The sequence below is a fragment of the Rhizobium sp. NFACC06-2 genome (assembly GCF_900101425.1).
Classification (GTDB): Bacteria; Pseudomonadota; Alphaproteobacteria; order Rhizobiales; family Rhizobiaceae; genus Agrobacterium; species Agrobacterium leguminum.
Window position 1 is genome coordinate 278,390 of the sequence record NZ_FMVA01000005.1, and the last position, 20,699, is coordinate 299,088.

General features: G+C 60.1%; 20 protein-coding genes. 6 read left to right on the forward strand and 14 right to left on the reverse strand.

Features of this window, described 5'->3' with window-relative positions:
• Positions 1 to 17: 17 nt before the first annotated feature.
• The 4 genes from F3H58_RS12050 to F3H58_RS12065 form a co-directional block, all read right to left on the reverse strand.
• A complete protein-coding gene (locus tag F3H58_RS12050; protein WP_149742333.1) occupies positions 18 to 533 on the reverse strand; it encodes a BA14K family protein in 516 nt (171 codons plus the stop codon).
• A 223-nt stretch (positions 534 to 756) separates the two neighbouring features.
• The gene (locus F3H58_RS12055) at positions 757 to 1,221 is read right to left on the reverse strand and encodes a BA14K family protein (RefSeq protein ID WP_149742334.1); all 465 of its coding nucleotides are present in this window, start codon (positions 1,219 to 1,221) and stop codon (positions 757 to 759) included.
• Between the two features lie 185 nt (positions 1,222 to 1,406).
• Positions 1,407 to 2,489 carry an FAD-binding oxidoreductase gene (locus tag F3H58_RS12060; RefSeq protein WP_035237666.1) on the reverse strand — a complete coding sequence of 361 codons (1,083 nt, stop codon included), beginning with the start codon at positions 2,487 to 2,489 and terminating at the stop codon, positions 1,407 to 1,409.
• A gap of 7 nt (positions 2,490 to 2,496) precedes the next feature.
• On the reverse strand, positions 2,497 to 3,741 hold the full coding sequence (locus F3H58_RS12065; RefSeq protein WP_078051484.1) for an aromatic ring-hydroxylating oxygenase subunit alpha: 1,245 nt from the start codon (positions 3,739 to 3,741) through the stop codon (positions 2,497 to 2,499).
• A 332-nt stretch (positions 3,742 to 4,073) separates the two neighbouring features.
• Between F3H58_RS12065 and F3H58_RS12070 the strand changes: the two genes are divergently transcribed.
• Genes F3H58_RS12070 through F3H58_RS12080 form a run of 3 tightly spaced genes read left to right on the forward strand, consistent with a single transcriptional unit; the run spans position 4,074 to position 7,197 of the window.
• On the forward strand, positions 4,074 to 4,682 hold the full coding sequence (locus F3H58_RS12070; RefSeq protein ID WP_065654341.1) for a DUF6656 family protein: 609 nt from the start codon (positions 4,074 to 4,076) through the stop codon (positions 4,680 to 4,682).
• A 53-nt stretch (positions 4,683 to 4,735) separates the two neighbouring features.
• Complete coding sequence (locus F3H58_RS12075) at positions 4,736 to 5,713, forward strand: L-threonylcarbamoyladenylate synthase (RefSeq protein ID WP_149742335.1); 978 nt, start codon at positions 4,736 to 4,738, stop codon at positions 5,711 to 5,713.
• A 50-nt stretch (positions 5,714 to 5,763) separates the two neighbouring features.
• Entirely contained in the window at positions 5,764 to 7,197 is a 1,434-nt protein-coding gene (locus F3H58_RS12080) for an FAD-binding oxidoreductase (protein ID WP_149742336.1), read from the forward strand.
• Between the two features lie 14 nt (positions 7,198 to 7,211).
• Here the strand turns inward: F3H58_RS12080 and F3H58_RS12085 are convergent, their stop codons facing one another.
• On the reverse strand, positions 7,212 to 7,730 hold the full coding sequence (locus F3H58_RS12085; protein WP_149742337.1) for a glycosyltransferase family protein: 519 nt from the start codon (positions 7,728 to 7,730) through the stop codon (positions 7,212 to 7,214).
• A 288-nt stretch (positions 7,731 to 8,018) separates the two neighbouring features.
• On the opposite strand from F3H58_RS12085, the gene F3H58_RS12090 reads away from it, so the two are divergent.
• The 3 genes from F3H58_RS12090 to F3H58_RS12100 all read left to right on the forward strand — a co-directional run bounded on the left by F3H58_RS12090 (position 8,019) and on the right by F3H58_RS12100 (position 11,400).
• On the forward strand, positions 8,019 to 9,176 hold the full coding sequence (locus tag F3H58_RS12090; protein WP_020810756.1) for a PA0069 family radical SAM protein: 1,158 nt from the start codon (positions 8,019 to 8,021) through the stop codon (positions 9,174 to 9,176).
• A 336-nt stretch (positions 9,177 to 9,512) separates the two neighbouring features.
• Entirely contained in the window at positions 9,513 to 10,166 is a 654-nt protein-coding gene (rnhB, locus tag F3H58_RS12095) for a ribonuclease HII (protein WP_142844256.1), read from the forward strand.
• 82 nt (positions 10,167 to 10,248) lie between these two features.
• Positions 10,249 to 11,400: a peptidase S41 gene (locus tag F3H58_RS12100; RefSeq protein ID WP_149742338.1), complete on the forward strand. Its 1,152-nt coding sequence runs from the start codon at positions 10,249 to 10,251 to the stop codon at positions 11,398 to 11,400.
• A gap of 329 nt (positions 11,401 to 11,729) precedes the next feature.
• On the opposite strand, the gene F3H58_RS12105 is transcribed toward F3H58_RS12100, so the two are convergent.
• The 9 genes from F3H58_RS12105 to F3H58_RS12145 all read right to left on the reverse strand — a co-directional run bounded on the left by F3H58_RS12105 (position 11,730) and on the right by F3H58_RS12145 (position 20,597).
• Positions 11,730 to 12,215, reverse strand: coding sequence for a F0F1 ATP synthase subunit B (locus F3H58_RS12105; protein ID WP_020810758.1), 486 nt, complete (start codon positions 12,213 to 12,215; stop codon positions 11,730 to 11,732).
• Position 12,216: 1 nt separating this feature from the next.
• Positions 12,217 to 12,858: a F0F1 ATP synthase subunit B gene (locus tag F3H58_RS12110; RefSeq protein ID WP_080856013.1), complete on the reverse strand. Its 642-nt coding sequence runs from the start codon at positions 12,856 to 12,858 to the stop codon at positions 12,217 to 12,219.
• 79 nt (positions 12,859 to 12,937) lie between these two features.
• Positions 12,938 to 13,165, reverse strand: coding sequence for a F0F1 ATP synthase subunit C (locus tag F3H58_RS12115; RefSeq protein WP_003494147.1), 228 nt, complete (start codon positions 13,163 to 13,165; stop codon positions 12,938 to 12,940).
• Positions 13,166 to 13,237: 72 nt separating this feature from the next.
• Positions 13,238 to 13,987 (reverse strand): F0F1 ATP synthase subunit A, encoded by a 750-nt coding sequence (locus F3H58_RS12120; protein WP_003521045.1) that lies wholly within the window; start codon positions 13,985 to 13,987, stop codon positions 13,238 to 13,240.
• A 60-nt stretch (positions 13,988 to 14,047) separates the two neighbouring features.
• A complete protein-coding gene (locus F3H58_RS12125) occupies positions 14,048 to 14,413 on the reverse strand; it encodes an AtpZ/AtpI family protein (protein WP_035261818.1) in 366 nt (121 codons plus the stop codon).
• Between the two features lie 270 nt (positions 14,414 to 14,683).
• Positions 14,684 to 15,847, reverse strand: coding sequence for a cell wall hydrolase (locus F3H58_RS12130; RefSeq protein ID WP_188128888.1), 1,164 nt, complete (start codon positions 15,845 to 15,847; stop codon positions 14,684 to 14,686).
• 367 nt (positions 15,848 to 16,214) lie between these two features.
• Positions 16,215 to 18,134 (reverse strand): potassium transporter Kup, encoded by a 1,920-nt coding sequence (locus F3H58_RS12135; protein WP_065654348.1) that lies wholly within the window; start codon positions 18,132 to 18,134, stop codon positions 16,215 to 16,217.
• 15 nt (positions 18,135 to 18,149) lie between these two features.
• Positions 18,150 to 19,127 (reverse strand): magnesium transporter CorA family protein, encoded by a 978-nt coding sequence (locus F3H58_RS12140; RefSeq protein WP_065654349.1) that lies wholly within the window; start codon positions 19,125 to 19,127, stop codon positions 18,150 to 18,152.
• A 339-nt stretch (positions 19,128 to 19,466) separates the two neighbouring features.
• Positions 19,467 to 20,597 (reverse strand): Mrp/NBP35 family ATP-binding protein, encoded by a 1,131-nt coding sequence (locus F3H58_RS12145; RefSeq protein WP_149742340.1) that lies wholly within the window; start codon positions 20,595 to 20,597, stop codon positions 19,467 to 19,469.
• Positions 20,598 to 20,699 lie beyond the last annotated feature (102 nt).

Here is a 20,699-nt window from a genome sequence, read left to right on the forward strand (position 1 = left end):
TTTCACCCTGTATTCTATCAGCTGTAAGGCGAATAGCAGGGCTGGCGCGGACCATGGTAAGGCTGGAACGTGTTGCTATAGGCATCGTAGGAACGATAGCGGCCATAGCACCAGTTCACATGCGCCTGGCTCAGCCCGCCGCGGCGGACCGGTCGATATTCGCGATAGACCGGGCGCGGACGATATTCCGGTACCGGGCGGTAGACTTCACGCGGCTGCGAGAGTGCGCCGCCGATGATCGCGCCCGTCGCAAAGGCTGCGAGCGGGAACCAGTAACCGTCATGGTGACGATAGCCCGGACGGTAATCGCGATAACCACGGTGGCCGCGATACCAGCCGCGGCGATCGCCCCAGCCGTCGCGATCACGCCAATATTGCACGTTCACGATGTTCTTGCTGGCATCGTTACCCGCGGTCTCAATGCTCTTCGGCGCGATCGGCAAAGGCATTGCTGCTTCCGCCGGAACAATCGCTCCTGCAACCACAATCGCAGAAAGACCGACAGCCAGGATATTCTTCACATAGCTTCTCATCTGACTTCCTCCATTCACGACGGTCAACAGGCCGTTCTCCGTGAATAATAACACTTTTTTCTTCTCATTCGGCCAGCTTTTCGGTCTGGCTGGAACATTACAGGTTGCAGGCTAGGCGTTTTCGCCTGAACCCAGCATTAACGATCCCATCACGCTTCGTTTACCCGGTCCTGCAGCGGCAAAACAAAAGCCCGGATAAAAAACCGGGCTTTCGAAAGTCCTGTCAGCGGCTGTAAGGCGATACGCATATGCGGCGCGGACCGCTGTTCGGCTGATAGGTGTTGTCGTAAGCGCGGTAGGACCGCCAGCGGTTCTGGCACCATGAAACATGGCTCCCGCCATAGGCCGGGCGCGGCTGCTGCATGGCGCCGCCGATGATCGCGCCTGCCGCGAAGGCAGCGAGCGGGAACCAGTAACCGTTGTGATAACGGTAACCTGGACGGCGATCGCGATAACCACGATGACCATTATACCAGCCGTCACGCGGCGGGCGCGGACGATACATACGATCGCCGTACCTGCGGTCGTATCTGCGGTCCCATTCACGGTACTGCACCGGCACGACATTGTCGGTCGAAACCGCCGGCTTGGGCATCGGAACAGGGACCTGAAACGCCTGCGACGGCGTAAAGCTGGTGAGGAACACGATCATCGCCGTGGCGACACTCGTTGTCCGGAAATTCATCATGATCTTCCTCCGTTTGCTTCAGCGCGTTGGACCGCGCCTTTTTACCCACTCGCTCTTGTCGGAGATATGGGACAGCCCCGTTTCATGCCCGAAAAGAATTCGATGACGTGCAAACGAGTTTAGAGAAATTTGGTTCCAAGACACCCATACGGTGAAAGACGTATGAAATGAAACGCCTGCTGGTATCAGGCTTCCACCTTTACGTCGGTCAACGGGCGTGAGCAGCAGGCGAGAATATAGCCCTCCTCGATTTCCTCATCGAGAATGCCGCCATTGTGGTTCATCTCCACCTCACCGGAAAGCTTCAGCACCCGGCAGGTGCCGCAAATCCCCGATTCGCAGGCCGCCCCGATACGGACCCCGGCGGCGCGCGCCGTCATCAGAACCGTCTGGCCGGGCTGGCAGGGCATTTCTTTGCCGGAAAGGGTGAAACCCACCATCGACAGCGCTTCGCCATCCGCACCGGTGAGAACTGTTTCACCAACGGTGACCGGCGCGGCCGGCGCGAAGCTCTCCTGATGATAGCGGCTCATGTCGAAGCCGGAGGCATCGAGCATCGAGCGGACGGCGGCCATGAACGGCTCCGGCCCGCAGCAGAAGACCGTGCGCTCCATGAAATCATGCGCGAGCAGCGCGATCTTGGCCTTGTCGACCATGCCCTTCAGGCCGGACCACAGATCGGTGCGGCCGCATTTCTCGACAATGAAGCCGAGAGACAGGTTCGGCATGAAGCGGGCGAGATATTCCAGCTCGTGACGGAAGACGATATCGCCGGGTGTGCGCGAACAATTGATGAAGGCAATATCGCTCTGCGGGGCGCGGTCGCTCATGTCGCGCACCATCGACATCATCGGCGTAACGCCGGAGCCTGCCGAGATGAACAGATATTTGTCGCCGGGATGCTTGACGTAGGAAAAGTCGCCGAGCGGCCCGAGCGCCCGGATTTTCATGCCGGGCTTCAGATTGTCGAACATCCAGCGTGTGCCGATGCTATTGGCCTGCGCCTTGACCGTCACCGACAGCGCATAGGGTCGCGACGGGCTGGAGGACAATGTGTAGGTGCGGTAAAGGGGCTCCTTGCCCACCGGCAATTCCAGCGTGACGAACTGACCCGGCAGATAACGGAACCAGTTCTGATCCTCCGAGCGGAACAGGAACGTCATCACATCAGGCGTCTCGGGTGTCACCGAGATGCACTCCAAAAGCTGGAGCTTGTCGCTCCATGGCTTCATCTCGTCAATATGCTTATAGGTCACAACCATATTCATCTTCGCATCACGCTACAGCCGAAAGCCGGGCCTTATCGCCGGAGAGCCGGTCGACCATGAAATCGGAGTACCAGTTGACGAACTGCATCACGCCGCCCTCGTCCTCCATGGAATAGGGGCCCGGCTCATAGGCGGGGGAACGAATGCCGAAGGCATTTTCCTCGACGATGCGGCGGTCCTGATCGTTGGTCTCGTTCCAGACATGGGTGAGGTCCTCAAGATCGTAGTCCACGCCTTCGACGGCATCCTTGTGCACCAGCCATTTGGTGGTGACCATGGTTTCCGTGGCGCTGAGCGGCAGCACCCGGAAGGAAATGGTGTGGTCGCCGAGGAAGTGGTTCCAGGTCGTCGGGTAATGGAACAGGAGCAGCGCGCCGATATGGCTGATGCTGACATCGTCAGACAGCGGCCGGCGCACGGCGCGCTTGCCGGACATGGTGTAGCTTTCCGCCTCGCCGATCAGCGGCATGCGGGCGACGCGGAACTGGCCCTTGGGGTCGATCTTGAAACGGCTCGGCAGGCCGGCGGCCTCGCAGCGCGCCCAGTGGCCGCCAATCTCGGGATCGCTAGCACCGCCATCCGTTCCCGTCACGCTCGGGTTTTCGGGATAGGTGCGGCAGAGTTCCGGATGGTTGGCGGCGCAATGGTAGCACTCGCGGTTATTTTCCCAGACGAGCTTCCAGTTGCCCTTTTCGATGATCGTGCTCTCATGCGCGACCTTCGCCTCCCAGATGCGGTGCGGCGCCATGTAGCTCTCGACTTCCTTGCGCATGGGCTCGAAATCGGCCGGCTGATCGGCAAGGCAGATGAAGACGTAACCGGCGACGGTTTCGCAGGCGACCGGCTTCAGGCCGAAATCGCCCTTGTCGAACTCTTCGCCCATGTGACGTGCAAACAGCAGCTTGCCGTCGAGATCGTAGGTCCACTGGTGATAGGGACAGACGAGGCGGGCAGACTGGCCCTTCTGTGTGGTGCAGACGCGCGAGCCGCGATGGCGGCAGGAATTGTGGAAGGCGCGGATCTGCCCGTCACGGCCGCGAACGATGACCACGGAATAGGCGCCGACCTGCACGGTGAAATAGCTGCCGGACTTCTGCACTTCGCAATCATGGCCGACAAACAGCCAGTCGCGATACCAGATCGTTTCCATATCCAGCTTGAAATAATCCGGGTCCGTGTAGAAGGGCTGTTCCAGGCTGAAGCCTTCGCGGCGGTTTTTCAGCTGGCGCAATACGGTATCACGCAATTCCATGGCCAAATCCTCGATCAAACCGCCCTGCCCGACACCATTTGCGGGGTTGCGGAAGCATGTGCTCATCTAAACACCGGCGCTCATTTGCGGCAGCACAAACAGCGACATTACCTTCCGCATTGGCGACAAATTGCGACATGCTCAATTCGCCCTCTCAGCCCATTCCGCTGGGAAATCCGACAGCTATTCAATGACGGAAATGACGTCGCAATATGACGCATGATGGCGCGCGTCCTGCTCCCCACCCGTTAGAAAACGGGGGATGCGGCGCAACGGAGTATTAACGCGCCCTAAATTATCTTGCCGGATCGACAGCAACGAGGGTGTTCCCGGTGGAGAAGGCGACACGCATACGCTATTTCGATGCGAGCAGGCATTCGGTCACACCGATACGCTCGAAGACCGCGCATTCCGATTTCCTGCGGACAGGGCGTATCAGCCGTTATGAAGAGCGATGGCTGCCGAAAGAACGCGTCTATTACAGCCATGACGAAGTGGCTGCGCTGACCGGGCGAAAGCTGGAAGCTGCCGCCGATGCCACCCACAGCCGTCTGAACGGCTTTCACCAGTCCATCCGTTTTCCGAAGATGGTTTTTCACCATCTGCTCAATGACCGGCCGCATCTCGGCTATTGTCACGTCACGGCGGCGAAAACCAGCTTCGATGCCGAGCGTCATGTGCTCTGGTCCTTCTATTTCGCGAATTTCTTCGCCGAGTTGAGCGGGGCCGAAAACTTCTTCGAAAATATCGATGCGCGATATTCGCGGATGTATTTCGCCGTCGCCATCAACGCGCTTCCCGATCAGGAACTCGCCGTCGATACCTCCGTGCATCGCGGCGGCCTGCTGTTCCAGACCCACGATCCGCGGGTGGCGCTGAAAAACGTGCTCATGCTCGGCGCGCGGTCCGAGGAGATGCGCAGGATCATCAAGGCGATATAAAACTTTCCATAGGCCTCTTAAATACGCTATTGACCGCCCTGAAAGGCAGCATCATGGCGCGTCATATCGATATAGAGAAAGAGCGGGAAACGGCCCTGCAGGCATCCGTGGCGGAGCTTGCCGCCGGCCAGCCCATCGCCCTGCCGACGGAAACCGTCTACGGCCTTGCCGCCGACGCCACCAATCCGGCGGCGATTACCCGCATTTACGAGACGAAAGGCCGGCCGCAGTTCAACCCCCTGATCTGCCACATGGCCGATATCGCCATGGCCGAACGTTATGCCGTCTTCGACCCCATATCGCTGAAGCTCGCCGAGGCCTTCTGGCCCGGCCCGCTGACGCTGGTGCTGCCGCTGAAACCGGCAGGCGACATTCATTCGCTGGCGACAGCCGGCCTCGATACGGTCGGCATTCGTGTGCCGCAGGGTTTTGCCGGCGATCTGATCCGCCGCTTCGACAGGCCGCTCGCCGCCCCCAGCGCCAATAGTTCTGGCAAGATCAGCCCGACAAGTGCCTCCCATGTGGAGGCGGATCTCGGCCAGAAGATCAATCTCATTCTCGATGGCGGGGCCGCCGCTGTCGGCGTCGAATCCACCATCGTCAAGGTGGAAGAGGATGGCCGGGTGCGGCTGCTTCGTCCCGGCGGCATCGTCACCGCGGACATAGAGCGCATTGCCGGCAAACGGCTTGAACGGCCGAAAAAAGCCGCCGCCGCCATTGAAGCGCCGGGAATGCTGGCCTCGCATTACGCGCCGGGTGCTGCCGTGCGCCTTCACGCCACATCGGTTCTGCCGGGCGAAGCGCTGATCCGCTTCGGCGGCATCACCATTGCCGGCGAAGAGACGGCGCGCACCGTGCTCGATCTCAGCCCTTCCGGCGATCTTTCCGAGGCCGCCGCCAATCTGTTCGATTATCTGAAAGCCGCCGATGCAAGCGGCGCAGACATGATCGCCATCACCGCCATTCCCACCCATGGTCTTGGAGAGGCGATCAACGACCGCCTTTCCCGCGCCGCCGCGCCGCGAGGCTGACGGCACCCAATCCTTTCGCCCATGTTTCAAAAGACAGCGAGACGCCGCCCATGACGACCACCGCCATCCCCTCCTCCGACATCCTCGACCGCTTTGCCGCCATTGTCAGCGAAAAGAACGCGGTCCGCGACCCGGCGGAAATGGCGCCGCGCCTCGTGGAAAATCGCGGGCTTTATCGCGGCGCCTCGCCGCTGCTCATCAAGCCCGGTTCGGTTGAAGAGGTTGCCGCGATCCTGAAGCTCGCCAGCGAGACCGGTACCGCCATCGTGCCGCAGACCGGCAATACCGGCCTCGTCGGCGGCCAGACGCCGCGCGCTGAAGGAACGGACATCATCCTGTCGCTGGAGCGCATGAACCGCGTTCGCGATATCGATCCCGTAGCCAACATCATCGTCGCCGATGCCGGCTGCATTCTCGATGACATCCACAAGGCTGCTGATTCCGTGGAGCGGATGTTCCCGCTGTCGCTCGGCTCTCAAGGGTCCTGCCGCATCGGCGGCAATCTCGCCACCAATGCCGGCGGCACGGCGGTGCTCGCCTATGGCAATATGCGCCAGCTTTGCCTTGGGCTGGAAGTGGTGCTGCCGACCGGCGAAATCTGGAACGGGCTGCGCCGGCTGAAAAAGGACAATACGGGTTACGATCTGCGCGATCTCTTCATCGGCTCCGAAGGCACGCTTGGCATCATCACCGGCGCGGTGCTGAAGCTCTTCCCGAAGCCACTCGGCCATCAGGTGGCCTTTGCGGGGCTCACCTCCACCGAAGACGCGCTGAAACTGTTCGAAATGGCCTCCAATCTCTGCGGCACGGCGCTGACCGGTTTCGAACTCATGCCGCGAATCGGCGTCGAATTCACCGCCCGTCATATTCCCGGCGTGCGCGATCCGCTGGAACAGCCGCATGATTGGTACGCGCTCATCGATATTTCCACCTCCGACTCGGCCGAAACGGCGGATAGCATGATGCAATCGCTGCTGGAGCGCGGTTTTGAGGCCGGGCTGGTTCAGGATGCGGTGATCGCCGCGTCCGAAGCGCAGCGGCAGGCGCTCTGGCACATGCGCGAAAGCATGTCGGAGGCGCAGAAACCCGAAGGCGGCTCGATCAAGCACGATGTTTCCGTTCCGGTGTCGAAAATACCCGAATTCATGGCGACGGCGGAAAAGGCGGTTCTTGCCGCCATACCCGGCGCCCGCGTCTGCGCCTTCGGACATCTGGGCGACGGCAATATTCACTACAATATCTCCCAGCCGGTGGGTGCCGACAAGGCCGAATTCATCGCCCGCTGGCGGGACATGAACGAGATCGTGCATGGCATCGTGCTGTCGCTTGGCGGGTCCATCTCGGCCGAACACGGCATCGGGCAATTGAAGCGCGATGAACTGGCCGCAATCCGCCCCGGCATCGAAATGGAACTGATGCGGCGCATCAAGCACGCTTTCGACCCCGCCGGCATCATGAACCCCGGCAAGGTTCTGGCCGGGTAAAGCGGCCCCCGAGGTTAGGCCGAGGCCCGCAGCGCCCAGGCGGGCACCATTTCCGCATTCAGCCGGCGCGGCTTCTGCGCGCCGACAAATTGCGTCAGGCTCATGCCCGATTTCGCAATCGACACCGCTTGCTTCTTTGGCAGAAGATACCCGTGTTCCAATGGCGGAATACGCCGCAGCATACGGCTGAAGACATTGCGCCGGTGATAGCGCGAGGGCGAGAAACGCGCCGGCTGCGCGCAGATCGCCACATATTCGAGAATCTCGTCGATCCAGCCCGCCTGCGGACGCGCGCCCGGCTCGATCAGAAGCAGCCAGCCGCCGCGTGCGGACTTCACCACGTCTTCGATGTCCCACTGCCCATAAAAACGGCAGCCGGCGGCATCGGCGACACGCGACGATCCATCGCGCGAACCGTGATCGAGAATCACAACATCGCTTACAAGCCCTTCCACTGCCCCGGTTACAAGCGCAGACAATGTGTGCGCCAGTTCCGGCTCGTGATCCCGGCATTCCATTATGACTGTCAACATCTGCATAGCTCTAACGCATCGCACAATAAATTGCCACTGTGCTCATCGCGGTAAAAATCCGCGGCTCCCATGCCGACCGACCGCACGGTCTCCGACGTGGCCGTGCCTGTCGCGGTCACTCATCCATCTCTGAAGAACGGCCAAATTTGCAATTTTGTTCTTGTATTGTTCTCATTCCTGATGTAGGAATTTAATCATTCGGAAGGCAGTTGAAAGCCTGTCGGAACGGAAACGGTTTAGGGCGTTGAGCGGGCCTTGAGAGGCGTGCGGCGTCCTGGGAGCATCCAGATGAGAAACCATACGCTTTCGGGGCAGGCTGCCTTCCAGCCGAGCCATATGCCGGATATTGCCAATGCGCTGGCCGATGCATCCGGCCTGCGCATCGAGATCGACCGTCGTCGCGGCCGTGGCGCCGGGCTGAACCCGGATGGACGCTTCGAGACCCTGCAGCACGAGGTTTTCGACGATGGCTGGCAGACTCTCGAGGACATGCCGGAATTCCGCACCGAGGTGCAGGTGGAAAAGCCGCGCAGCATCATCACCCGCAATGAATCGCCCGACATCCCCTTCGACCGCTCCATCAATCCCTATCGCGGCTGCGAACATGGCTGCATCTATTGCTTTGCGCGCCCTACGCACAGCTATATGGGGCTTTCGGCCGGGCTGGATTTCGAGGCCAAGCTCTTCGCCAAGCCGGATGCGGCAAAGCTGCTGGAACGGGAACTGGCAAAGCCGGGCTACAAGCCGCGGGTGATCGCCATCGGCACCAATACCGATCCCTATCAGCCGATCGAGCGCGAATGGCGCATCATGCGGCAGATACTGGAAGTGCTCGCCAAGGCCGATCATCCCGTCGCCATCGTCACCAAATCGGCGCTGATCAAGCGGGATATCGATATTCTCGCGCCCATGGCCAAAAAGGGGCTCGCCAAGGTCGGTATTTCCGTCACCACGCTGGACCGGAAGCTCGCACGCAACATGGAACCGCGCGCCGCCACGCCGGAGAAGCGGCTGGAAGCCGTCAAGGCGCTGACCGAGGCCGGCATTCCCGTAGCCGTTATGATGGCGCCTGTCATTCCGGCGCTCAACGATCATGAGATCGAGCGTATTCTCGAGGCCGGCAAGGCCGCCGGCGCCACCGAAGCATCTTATGTGCTTTTGCGCCTGCCGCTGGAGGTGAGCCCGCTGTTCCGCGACTGGCTGCTGCGCAACTATCCGGACCGCTACCGTCATGTCATGTCGCTGGTGCGCTCCATGCGCGACGGCAAGGATTACGACGCGGAATTCGGAAAACGCATGAAGGGCGCCGGCCCCTATGCCTGGCAGATCGGCAGGCGTTTCGAGATGGCGACAAAAAGGCTCGGCCTCATCCGCCGTGGCATCCACCTGCGCGACGATCTCTTCGTACCGCCGGGCGGTGCAGGCGTGCAATTGTCGCTGCTTTGAAAGACCGATGCTGAAAACAACTCCGCCTGATCAAAGCACCATACAGAGCGCGCGGCGATATCAGGCAGAATATGACAGGGAGCGGCGGCCTCTTTTTTAGACCGCCACGCTCCTCACGAAATGCCCGGCGGGTTTTCCCTGGCCCGCCGGACATCGCCCCCGGAGCCGCCGCCTCGCGTGCGATCGTTTTTCCTCCGCCGCCCCGTTGGAGGATCAAAGGTCATGATGACCTTCGGGGCACGGTGAGCCACGCCCCTTGACCCCGGCTCACCGTGCCTGTCATCGCCCGCTTCCGGGGGCTTGCAGGAGATCGGGTGTGTGTGCCAGTTTCGCCGCATGAAACGCACGGCCACACCCGATTCTCCTGCTCTTTTTGATATTGCCGATACCGGTCCGGATTTTTCCTTCGAACTGGAAGCGAAAAAGAAGGGCCTCTGGCCCGTGGCCGGCACGGATGAGGCAGGACGGGGACCTCTGGCCGGACCGGTGGTTGCGGCAGCCGTCATTCTCGATCCGGACAATATTCCCAAGGGGATGGACGATTCCAAGAAGCTGACGAAGCAGAAGCGGGAAAGCTTGTTCGTACAGATCATGGAAACCTCGATCGTATCCGTCGCCTCTTCCGGCCCAGGCCTGATCGACAATATGAATATCCTGCGCGCCAGCCTCGACGCCATGCGCCGCGCCGTGCTCGGTCTCGAAATCGCCCCTGCCCTCGTTTTGGCCGACGGCCGCGACCGCCCGCCCGGCATCGCCTGCGAGGCCAAAGCCGTCATCAAGGGCGATTCCCGCTCCCTCTCCATCGCCGCCGCCTCGATCATCGCCAAGGTGACCCGCGACCGGATGATGGAACGCGCGGGTGTGGTGCACACATCCTACGGCTTTGAAGGCCATGCTGGTTACGGCACTCCAGCCCACCTGCGCGCCATCGAAAGCCACGGGCCCTGCCCGCTGCACCGGATGAGCTTTCGGCCGCTGAAGCGGGATTGATGACAAGTAATGGAGTTCCAACCAGAATGTCCGCTATCGACCCGATCTGGACATCAACGAGCAACTATGCGCACCGTAAATCATGTCCCTGACGCAAGACCTCGAGAAAATTCTGGAAATTGTCCTGCCAACCGATCCCAGCTTTCGGCGGATCGAGCAGGCGACGATAGACAGCTGCATTTGTGACACTCGACGATACGCTTTGGAGGGCTCCGAAGAGGCCTTTCTGTTCTCCGCGATGCGCCTGCTCGCACTTCCCGACAACGGACACACACGGCTGATCCCGAACGATTCCATCGCGGTGCTCCCGCTGAGGTTTGTGAGTGTCGGGACGACGGTGCAGTTAACTGACACGGCACTGGAAACAACTGCGCCAAGAGGAAAGCTGATAGCAGTCAACGGCGCAACTTTGGGCCAAATTGAAGCCGCCGCAGAGAAATTTCTGGCGGGAACGCGCCAGAGGAAACGGGTCATCGGACCGATTCTTCTCGCATGGCCGTATGCATTGGCCCACCTCGGTTTTTCTTCAAAAGAGAATACGACCGAATATCGCTTGAAAGACGAGAATGGGCAGATAACCGATTTGAAAGTAGAGAACGGGCATACGGTTCCTGCATCGATGCTCTACCCGAGAAACGAGCATGGCAAGGCTGATCCGGCCTGGAAGCCCGAGAGATTTGTGGAGATCAAGGCCTGGCAGGGGCTTGGGCTTTCAATATCATTGCCAAGTTTCTTCGATCCAGGCGAAACTGCGTTGCCGAAAGCCATCTTTGATGCAGCGGAGCATGTAAGCACCTGCTCAAACCAAAAACTCTTGATTGACGTTCGCGGAAACACCGGTGGCGACTTCCTTCAAACGATGCCATTGATCGATAAAAAACCAATGCTTGTCGACAAATTCACGTTTTCCGCAGCGATAGTGTTTGTAGCCATCCTCAAACATCGTTTGGGACGTAGGCTCAAACTCATCGGGGAAGAAATGGGCGACGGGGTGAATTTTTTTGCCGAGGGAGGGTTGCTCGATTTGCCGATCAGCGGAGCGGTCGTTCGATACTCATCAGCCTTTCACGACTGGGAGAACGGAACCAGCGATGAAACCACACCGACTGAAATCGCGCAGCAACTGGTCCCGGCAGGAAAACTGAATTTGGATTGGGAATGGGTCGTAAGGTCCACTGCTGAGAATGCACAAGGCGCGTTCTATCAACAAGTTCTAAAGAGCCTGAACGATTAGGCGAACGGCGCTCCGCCCACGCTGTTGACGGTCAACCCTCGGAAAATACTGCGCCAGGTATGGAACGGCCGCCTCCGCTTTCGGCGCCGCGGCAATCAGGCAACGCACACTTCATCCGTCCGCTTCTGGCGCAAAGCGGAAGCGAAATCCGACATTCAGCATCACAAACCATAAAGCCGATCACCGCCACCACCGAGGGAGGCCTGCTGGAGCGCATGCCGCATTTCCATAGTGCAGGCGGCATCATATTTCTAACCAGCTTTTCCACCTCAAACAAAAAACCCCTCACGGCTTTCGCCGGAGGGGCTTTGAACATTCCGAGATAAATCTCAGTTCAGCTTCGACTTCACTTCGCCGATGGTGGCGGTGAAAAGCTTGGCCTTTGCGGCGGCGGTGGTCTTTTCGGCAATGAGCTTCTCGGAAGCGGCAATGGCGATATCCACGGCGGCGGCGCGGACGGCGCCGATGGCGTCGTCTTCGGCCTGCTTGATCTTCTGTTCCGAAAGGGCCGTGCGGCGGGCGACGAATTCTTCCGTCTTCTGCTTGGCTTCTTCCGTCAGGGCTGCGGCCTCGCGCTCGGCGGCGGCAACGATACCTGCGGCTTCGGCTTCTGCTTCCTTACGCTTGCGCTGATATTCGGCCAGCAGGTGCTGGGCCTCTTCGCGCAGGCGCTTGGCTTCGGCCAGCTCGTCCTGAATGTTCTGGGCGCGCTCGTCCAGAGACTTGGCGAGCATGCCGGGAACCTTGAGATAGGCCACCAGAACGAAGAAGAGGACGAGACCGACGAGAGCGAAAAATGATGCATCAAATGCCATATCAGGCTCCCTTCACGTTCGAAGCGGCGGCAATCGCTGCCTTGACGTCCGTGTCCTTGACCTTGGCGCCGACCAGCTGGTCGACGATTGCGGTCGCGGTTTCTTCGGCAATGGCGCCGACATCGGCGAATGCCTGTTCCTTGATGCCCGCAATGCGCTTTTCGGCGGCGGTGAGCTTTTCGGCAAGACCGGCTTCGATAGCGGCGCGGTCGGCATCGGCTTTCGCCTTTGCGGCGTCACGGGCCGCAGCGCCGATGGAGCCTGCCTTGGCGCGGGCTGCTGCGAGTTCTTTTTCATAGGTTTCGACGGCAGCGTCGGCTTCGCTTTTCAGCCGTGCCGCTTCATCGAGATCCTGTGCGATGCGTCCATGGCGGTTTTCGAGAATGCCGCCGACGCGCGGAACGATGACCTTCTGCATGAGCAGGTAGAAAAGGCCGAACGTGATCGCCAGCCAGAGAACCTGCGATGCATAAGTAGACTGGTCGAACGGCGGGAATACGCCGGAAGCGCCGTGTTCGGCGCCGTGCGCCACACCGGTTTCCGTGTGCGTGGCTTCCGGTTGCGGCTGGCCGACAGCCGGAGTTTCCGTATGCGTTTCACCTACGGTCGGTGCTGACTGGGCATAAGCCTCGGTCACGAACATGCTCACCTCCAGGGGTACTGCAAATGCGAAGGATCACGGCACGCCATTTGCGGGCCGTGATCCAGACCTGATGCCGATATTAAACAGCGAACAGGAGAAGGAGAGCAACGAGCAGCGAGAAGATGCCCAGAGCTTCCGTAACGGCGAAGCCGAATACCAGACGGCCGAACTGGCTGTCGGCAGCAGAGGGGTTGCGCAGTGCGCCGGACAGGTAATCACCGAAGATACGGCCGAGTGCGAGGGACGTACCAGCCATGCCGAGGCATGCGAGACCTGCGCCGATGTACTTTGCTGCTTCCGCTTCCATGTGAGACTCCTTGAGATATTGGTTGTTGCGGCTGTTTTTGACGCCCGTTGCCGGGGCCAGCGACTTTACTTCTCAGTGACCACCATGCACGGCGTCGTTCAGGTACATGCAAGTCAGTACCGCGAAGACGTAAGCCTGCAGGAAGGCAACGAGAAATTCGAGAGCGGTCATGGCGACCGTCATGATGAGAGGCAGGACAGCACCGCCGACACCGAGCGCGCCGAGCGCGCTCATGGAGGCGACGAAGCCTGCGAAAACCTTGAGCGTGATGTGGCCGGCCAGCATGTTCGCAAAAAGACGAACCGAAAGGCTGATCGGGCGCGACAGGAACGAGATCATTTCAATCGACGCCACAAGCGGCAGAAGCGCCTTGGGCACGCCCGAGGGGGCGAAGATGCCGAAGAAATGCAGGCCATGCTTCCAGAAACCGTAAACCAGGACCGTGCCGATGACGAGGCAGGCGAGCGCGAAGGTGACGATGATCTGGCTGGTGACCGTGAAGAAATACGGGAACATGCCGAGAAGGTTGGCCGTCAGCACGAACATGAACAGCGAGAAGACGAAGGGGAAGAACACCATGCCCTTCTTGCCGGCGCCTTCGCGCAGCATGGAGGCGATGAATTCATAGGACATTTCAGCAACGGACTGCATGCGGGTCGGGATCAGACCGCGGTTCGACGTTGCGAAATAAAGGAAACCGGAAGCCGCAGCCACGGTCGCGACCATGAAGAGCGACGCATTGGTGAAGGAAAAATCGACGCCGCCAATTTCGATCGGAATGATCGGCTGCACCAAGAACTGATGGGTCGGATCGTTTGCCACCGGCTGCCCTCTTTACCTGTCGCCGCCTGTCGCGGCATCTCAACTGCAAGAAAAAACAGCTTAAACGCCGCCTTTTCCACCCTCGTCTCGCCTGTCCGCCTTTTCCAGCAGCGGCGGCTTGGCCACCGCGCCGGTCGAGCGCAACACATTCAATACGCCTGCGCAGAAACCGAGAAGAAGAAGAACGATCATCCCCCACGGCGTCGTGCCGGCAAAATAGTCCAGAAGATAACCCAGCATAGCGCCGACCACGATGGCCGAAATGAACTCCGATGAGAGCTTAACCGCCATCGCAAAGCCTTTCCGGCTTTCCGCAGCGTTGGTCTCCGCCCTCACTTCCGCCTCATCCTCCGCCTTCACCTTGGCCAACTCGTCAGCAAGGCGCTTGCGGCGCTCGTCCAGACTATCGTCACGGTTGCCAGTCATCTTAAAATCCCACCCATTTTCTCCGTTCCAGCCATGCCAGAACCCTTTGGAGTTGTAAACGGTGACGGATTAAGCCTGTTCCAGCCCGCTCTGAAGTCGCGCGCAACATAGTTTTAGGGGCTTCTCTAGTCAAGGCACTGGCGACGGTTGTTGCAGCACAAATTAATCATGAAAAAACAACAGCTTGACCTCAAATCGCCGTTTGACCGCGATGTTTCGCAAAGGAATCGGCATTTTTGACACGCAAAATGCGACAAATCGGCGGTGGTATCAGCTCCAGCCGCCACCATAGGTACGGTAAAAGACATGCAATCCGATTCTGCCGACCTTCTTCATCGTGCGGCCCCAGGCGGGACGCACATAGACGGCGTGATAATGGGTTGCCGAACCCACTTCCTTCATCCAGATTTTGCCGGCGGTAGTGGCCATGGCCACTTCGCGCGCCATTTTCCAGTGGCGTTCGGAATTCACGCGGTCCTTGATATTGTCGCAGGCGAAGGAAAATTGGCAGCGGTTACGCCAGTCCTTATTCTGATAGACGACGCCGCAGATGGTTTTCGGATAGGCGGGATTGCGCACGCGGTTAAGAATGACCTGCGCCACCGCCGCCTGTCCCTTCACCGATTCTCCGCGCGCCTCGAAATAGATGCCGGAGGCAAGGCATTGCTGTTCGGCTGCGGAAAACACGGTGGCGGGCAGCGGGGTGGCTGCCCAGGCGTGGTCGTCCTCGGCGATCTGCGGCACGAAGCGGCCGGCCTCGGGCTTTTTGAGAATGGCGTCGAAGGGCGACTCGCGGGCGAAATCCGGTTCGGCCGGCGCATAGGCCGTGGCGAGAATATCCGGCGTGCGATTGGTGATGAGCTCCGCCACCATAGGCGAGACGCTTCTGTCCGCCTTCTTTTCCTCACGGCGGAAATAGAAGGAGGCGAGTTCCACGTCCTTGCCGCGCTTCGGCTTGACGAAAGCGGTGCGGTCCTTGCGCTTCAGCGGCTCGATATCCAGCATGCTGGTGCGCTGCAGGACGGAACCGGCGGTGAAGGCCTTGGGCGGCTGCATGATTTCGGTGGCGACGATGCGGCTCTTCTTGGCGGCGCGGTTGACGCGCTCGCTGTCGGGCGTCGTTGCCTCGCCCTTCTTGTTGGTGACGAAGGCAACCTTGCTGCCATTGGGCAGGGTCATGCCGCCGCCGTGCAGCGCCGCCTCGCCCGCCGCATCGTTGAAGGTAAGGGATGCATTGTGCACCGAGCCCGCCGGAGAGGCCGTCAGCACCATGCGCCATTGCTCGCCGCCCTTGTCCAGACCAGCCAGAAGCGAGGCCAGATCCGCGCGCGCAGCGAGGGAGGGAAAAACGAGCCAGGCGGCAAGGCCGAAGACGACGGGCGAGGTCCATTTTGACGCCCACCCCTGAAGGGACACGGGGGACCGACGACGCATTACTCTTTTCGAACGCAAAACCAGCACTCCGAACACCGACAACCATATTTGCTACAGGTGTTCGAGAATCTCTTATTAACCTTGATGCTTGGTTAACGCCGCGCGCTGACGCGGATTCACGTTAATGTGTAACCATCTTCTAATGCGCGTGGCGTGGCATCGAGTTCGCTTGTGCCGATCATAACTGTCCCGCAGGGCATCTCCACATCCGTCATTCCGGCCTCGAGCCGAAATCCAGCCGACGCGCGTCTGCGCGGCGTAAAGACTCCTTTCAGCCCAAGGACTTGGGCTGGCTGGATACCGGCTCAAGGCCGGTATGACGGAAAGAAGGAGACCGCCCAGCTACATTGAGGGCATGCGCACTTCATCAGACGACGACGTGCGAACCCAGTTCCACCACGCGGTTGGCCGGCAGACGGAAATAATCGGACGGATCGGCGGCGGTTTCGGCCAGCGCAATGAACAGGCGGTTCTGCCAGCCCGGCATGCCCGATTTCGGGTCCGGCACCAGCTTGCGGCGGCCGAGATAAAACGAGGTCGACATGATGTCGAACTTGTAGCCGGTGCGCCGAAGATAGCCCAGCGCCTGGGTGACGTTCTGGGTTTCCATGAAGCCGAAATGCAGTTCGACCACGGCGAAACGGTCGCTCAGTTTCGTCAGCGTATATCGTTCGGCAGGATGGACGCGGGGCTGGTCTTCGGTGCGGATCGTCAGGATGACGTTCTTGTCGTGCAGCACGTGGTTATGCTTGAGATTGTGCAACAGTGCGGCCGGCGCCGTCTCGGGATCACCGGTAAGGAAGATGGCGGTGCCTGGCACGCGCACCGGCGCATGCGGGCTTTCCTTTTCCACAGAGGCGACGAAGGCCTTCAGCGGCACATCGGTGCGGCGGGTCTTGGCGAAGAGGATTCTCGAACCGCGCTGCCAGGTGGTCATGATGACGGTGAAGGCGATTGCCAGCAGCACCGGCACATAACCGCCGTCGTGAATCTTCAGGAGGTTCGCGCCAAGGAAGATCAGCTCCAGCGCCAGAAGCGGGGCCAGCACGGCAATTGCGAGCCAGACCGACCATTGCCAGCGCTTGCGCACGAATTCGAAGAACATCAGGCTGGTGACGACCATCGCGCCGGTGACGGAAATACCGTAGGCGGTGGCCAGCGCATCCGAACTCTTGAAGGTGAGCACCAGCGCCACGACGCCGAACAGCAGGATGGTGTTGACGGCCGGCAGGTAAATCTGCCCGGTATTGGTTTCTGAGGTGAAGAGGATTTCCATGCGCGGCAGGTAGCCGAGATGGATCGCCTGACGCACGAGCGAAAACGCACCTGTTATGACCGCCTGGCTGGCGATGATGGTGGCGGCGGTCGCCAGAATGACGGCCGGCAGGATCGCCCATTGCGGGAACATCAGGTAGAAGGGATTGGACATCGCCGCCGGGTCTTTCAGCACCAGCGCGCCCTGCCCGAGATAATTCAGCGTCAATGCCGGGAAAACCAGACAGAACCACGCCCACTGGATGGGACGGCGGCCGAAATGGCCGAGATCGGCGTAAAGCGCTTCCGCCCCGGTGATCGTCAGGAAAACCGCGCCAAGCACAACGATGCCGTAGAAGCCTTCACTGGCCAGAAACTCCACCGCATGCCACGGGTTGAAAGCGAAGAGGATGCTGAAATCATCGGCGATATGAAGGAGACCGGCCAGACCCATGACGATGAACCAGACGGCAGTGATCGGTCCGAAGAATTTCGCCACCGTGCCCGTGCCGTGGGACTGGATGGCAAAAAGGCCGATGAGAATGCCGACGGAGATAGGGATGATGAAGGCGTCCATTTCCGGCGTGACGAGCTTCAGGCCCTCCACCGCCGAAAGCACCGATAGCGCCGGGGTGATCATGGCATCGCCCAGAAACAGCGCCGCGCCGATGAGGCCGAGCACGATGAGAACGCCGCGATGGGTGCCCGCCGTTTTCATCAGCAGCGCCAGCAGCGACAGCGTGCCGCCCTCGCCGTCATTGTCGGCGCGCAGCAGCAGGGTAATGTATTTGAAGGTGACGATGATGGTCAAAGACCAGATCATCAGCGATGTGAGGCCGATGACTTCTTCCTGCGTCACGCCGTCATAGGCGATGGGCCGCAGCGCCTCGCGGAAGGCGTAGAGCGGGCTGGTGCCGATATCGCCATAGACGACGCCGATGGAACCAAGGATCGCGGCATAAAGCCCCTTGTTCTTGTGCTCGTCATCCGCATCCGGTTTCTCGGCAACATCCTTGTCAGCGATCTGGGACATGATGATCCTGACTCCTCAGAGCCAGCCCTTCCAACGAAAAAAGAGAAACGGGATGATGGCGGACATCAGCATGACGATGAGCGCGAGTGGGTAACCGAATGTCCAGTTCAACTCCGGCATGAGCTGAAAGTTCATTCCATAAACAGAGGCCACCAGCGTCGGCGGCAGGAATACCACCGAAGCGATGGAGAAAATCTTGATGATGCTGTTCTGCTCGATGTTGATGATACCAAGCGAGGCATCCAGCAGGAAGGTCAGATTGCCGGAAACGAAGGAGGCATGTTCGTTCAGCGATTGAATATCGCGGCCGATCGACTTGCCCTGCTCCCGCGCGCCCTTGTCTTCGCGCACCTGATCGCTGGTGGACAGAAAGGTCTGCAGGCGCGCCAGAGATGCAAGGCTCACGCGGACCTTCGATATCAGCCGGTGATAGGCGGCGATGTTGCCGAGGCGGTCTTCGAGATAGCGCGGCGCCTTGCGTTTGGAACGAGCCTGGCTGCCGAGAATGTCGGCGGCGAGATTGTCGATGCCGGCGACCGAGTTTTCGAGAATTTCCGCCGTGCGGTCGACGATGGTTTCGAGCAGCTTCAAAAGCAGCGCCGTGCCGCTGCGCATTTCGTGCGGCGCGCGGGTAATGGCGGCAATGAAAAGGTGGAACGATTTCGGCTCGGCATAACGGATTGTCACCAGACGCTTGCCAACCAGAACGAAGGCGACGTCGGTGAGGCGAGGATCATCCGAATCCGCCTTCCACACCAGAGACGCGGTCATGAAGACATTGGCGTCTTCCATATAGAGACGACTGGAAGGCTCGATATCCTTCAGGTCTTCGCGCGTCGGCAGTTCCACACCCAGCAGCTTTTCCACGTGCTGCTCTTCCGCCCTGTCCGGATTGACGAGATCGATCCAGACGATGTCGTCGGGAATCTGTCCGGAGCCGTCGTCTGACGACAGGCTGATCGCCTCGCAATTGGCGCGATAGGCTTTTATCAATCCGTTTCTCCGCTCCACATTGCAGGCTTCAGCCGCAATGCTGCTTAACATATCCTGTTTGCGCTCGGCAAACCCTTGGACGACACTTCAGGGAACGCCGGACGAGCGGGATTTTCACAATCTCGCCAGCCCGATGGACCAAGAGCCAAACGGCGCAGGCGTATGCGCCCAAAGCGAGATGCAATCAAGCAATATTTTTTCTCGACAGCATTGCAGGCGAAGCATTTCTGCAGTTCAAAACCGGAAAGCCTGCCCGATACTGGCGTTTAATCTTCTGTTTTCAAAGGATTATTCAAAGCGGGCAGACACCTGCCCGATTTTGCGCCCATGACTGCCGCGCTATTCGAAAACGATCTTCGGCGCCGCTTTTCTCTCGCCCGCACCGATGCGCGCCCAGACTTTTTCGGCAATATCGCGATAGATCGCGGCCTGCGGGCCATTGGGCTCGGCGGCGACGACCGGCGTTCCGGCGTCCGACATTTCGCGGATGGAGATGGTGAGCGGAACTTCGCCGAGGAAGGGCACGCCGATCCTTTCAGCCTCCGCCTTCGCGCCACCATGGCCGAAAATATCGTAGCGCGCGCCGGTATCGGGCGCGATGAAATAGCTCATATTCTCGATGACGCCGAGGAGCGGAACCTCCACCTTGCGGAACATGGTGATGCCCTTGCGTGCGTCGATCAGCGCCAGATCCTGCGGCGTGGAAACGATGACGGCGCCGGCGAGCGGCACCTGCTGCGCGATGGTCAGCTGCGCATCGCCAGTGCCGGGCGGCATGTCCAGCACCAGCACATCCAGTTCGCCCCAGGCCACTTCGCGCAGCATCTGCATCAGGGCTGACTGCACCATCGGCCCGCGCCAGATCATCGCGGCTTCCTCATCCACCAGAAAGCCCATGGACATGACCTTCAGCCCATAATTTTCCATGGGAAGGATGATGCGATCTTCCTGCTGCCTGGGGCGGCCGGAAATTTTTAAGAGTCGCGGCAGCGAAGGGCCGTAAATATCGGCATCCAGCATGCCGACCTTGAGGCCGAGCGACTGAAGACCGAGCGCCAGATTGACCGCGGTCGTCGATTTGCCCACACCGCCCTTGCCTGACGCCACGGCGATGATGGCCCGCACACCCGGTACGCCGACCTTCGAGGAGCCGGGCTGTTGGGCCGGTCGGCCGGTTGCGGCGGCGGGGCGCGCGGGTGCCGGTTGCTGCTGGCCGGGCTTGCGGTCGGCCGTCAGCGCCACGACCGCGCCGACGATACCTTCCACGCTTTTGGCCGCCTGTTCGGCGGCAAGCCGCAACGGCTCCATCTCCGCAGCCTTGTCGGCCGGGACAGTGATCGAGAAATAGGCCTTCGCATCGGCGATGAAGATTTCCGAGACCATGCCGAGTGCGACGATGCTCTTGCCGCTGACGGGATAAATTACCGCTTCCAGCGCCTTTTCCACCTGGCTCTTGCTGACCTCTGCCATATTCCTGCTCCGCTTCATCATCCGACCGGTATTGCGTGCCATCCATAGACAAGCCGGAGCGCTTCGCCAATGCCAAAGCGCGACAGTCCGGCATTCGCGACG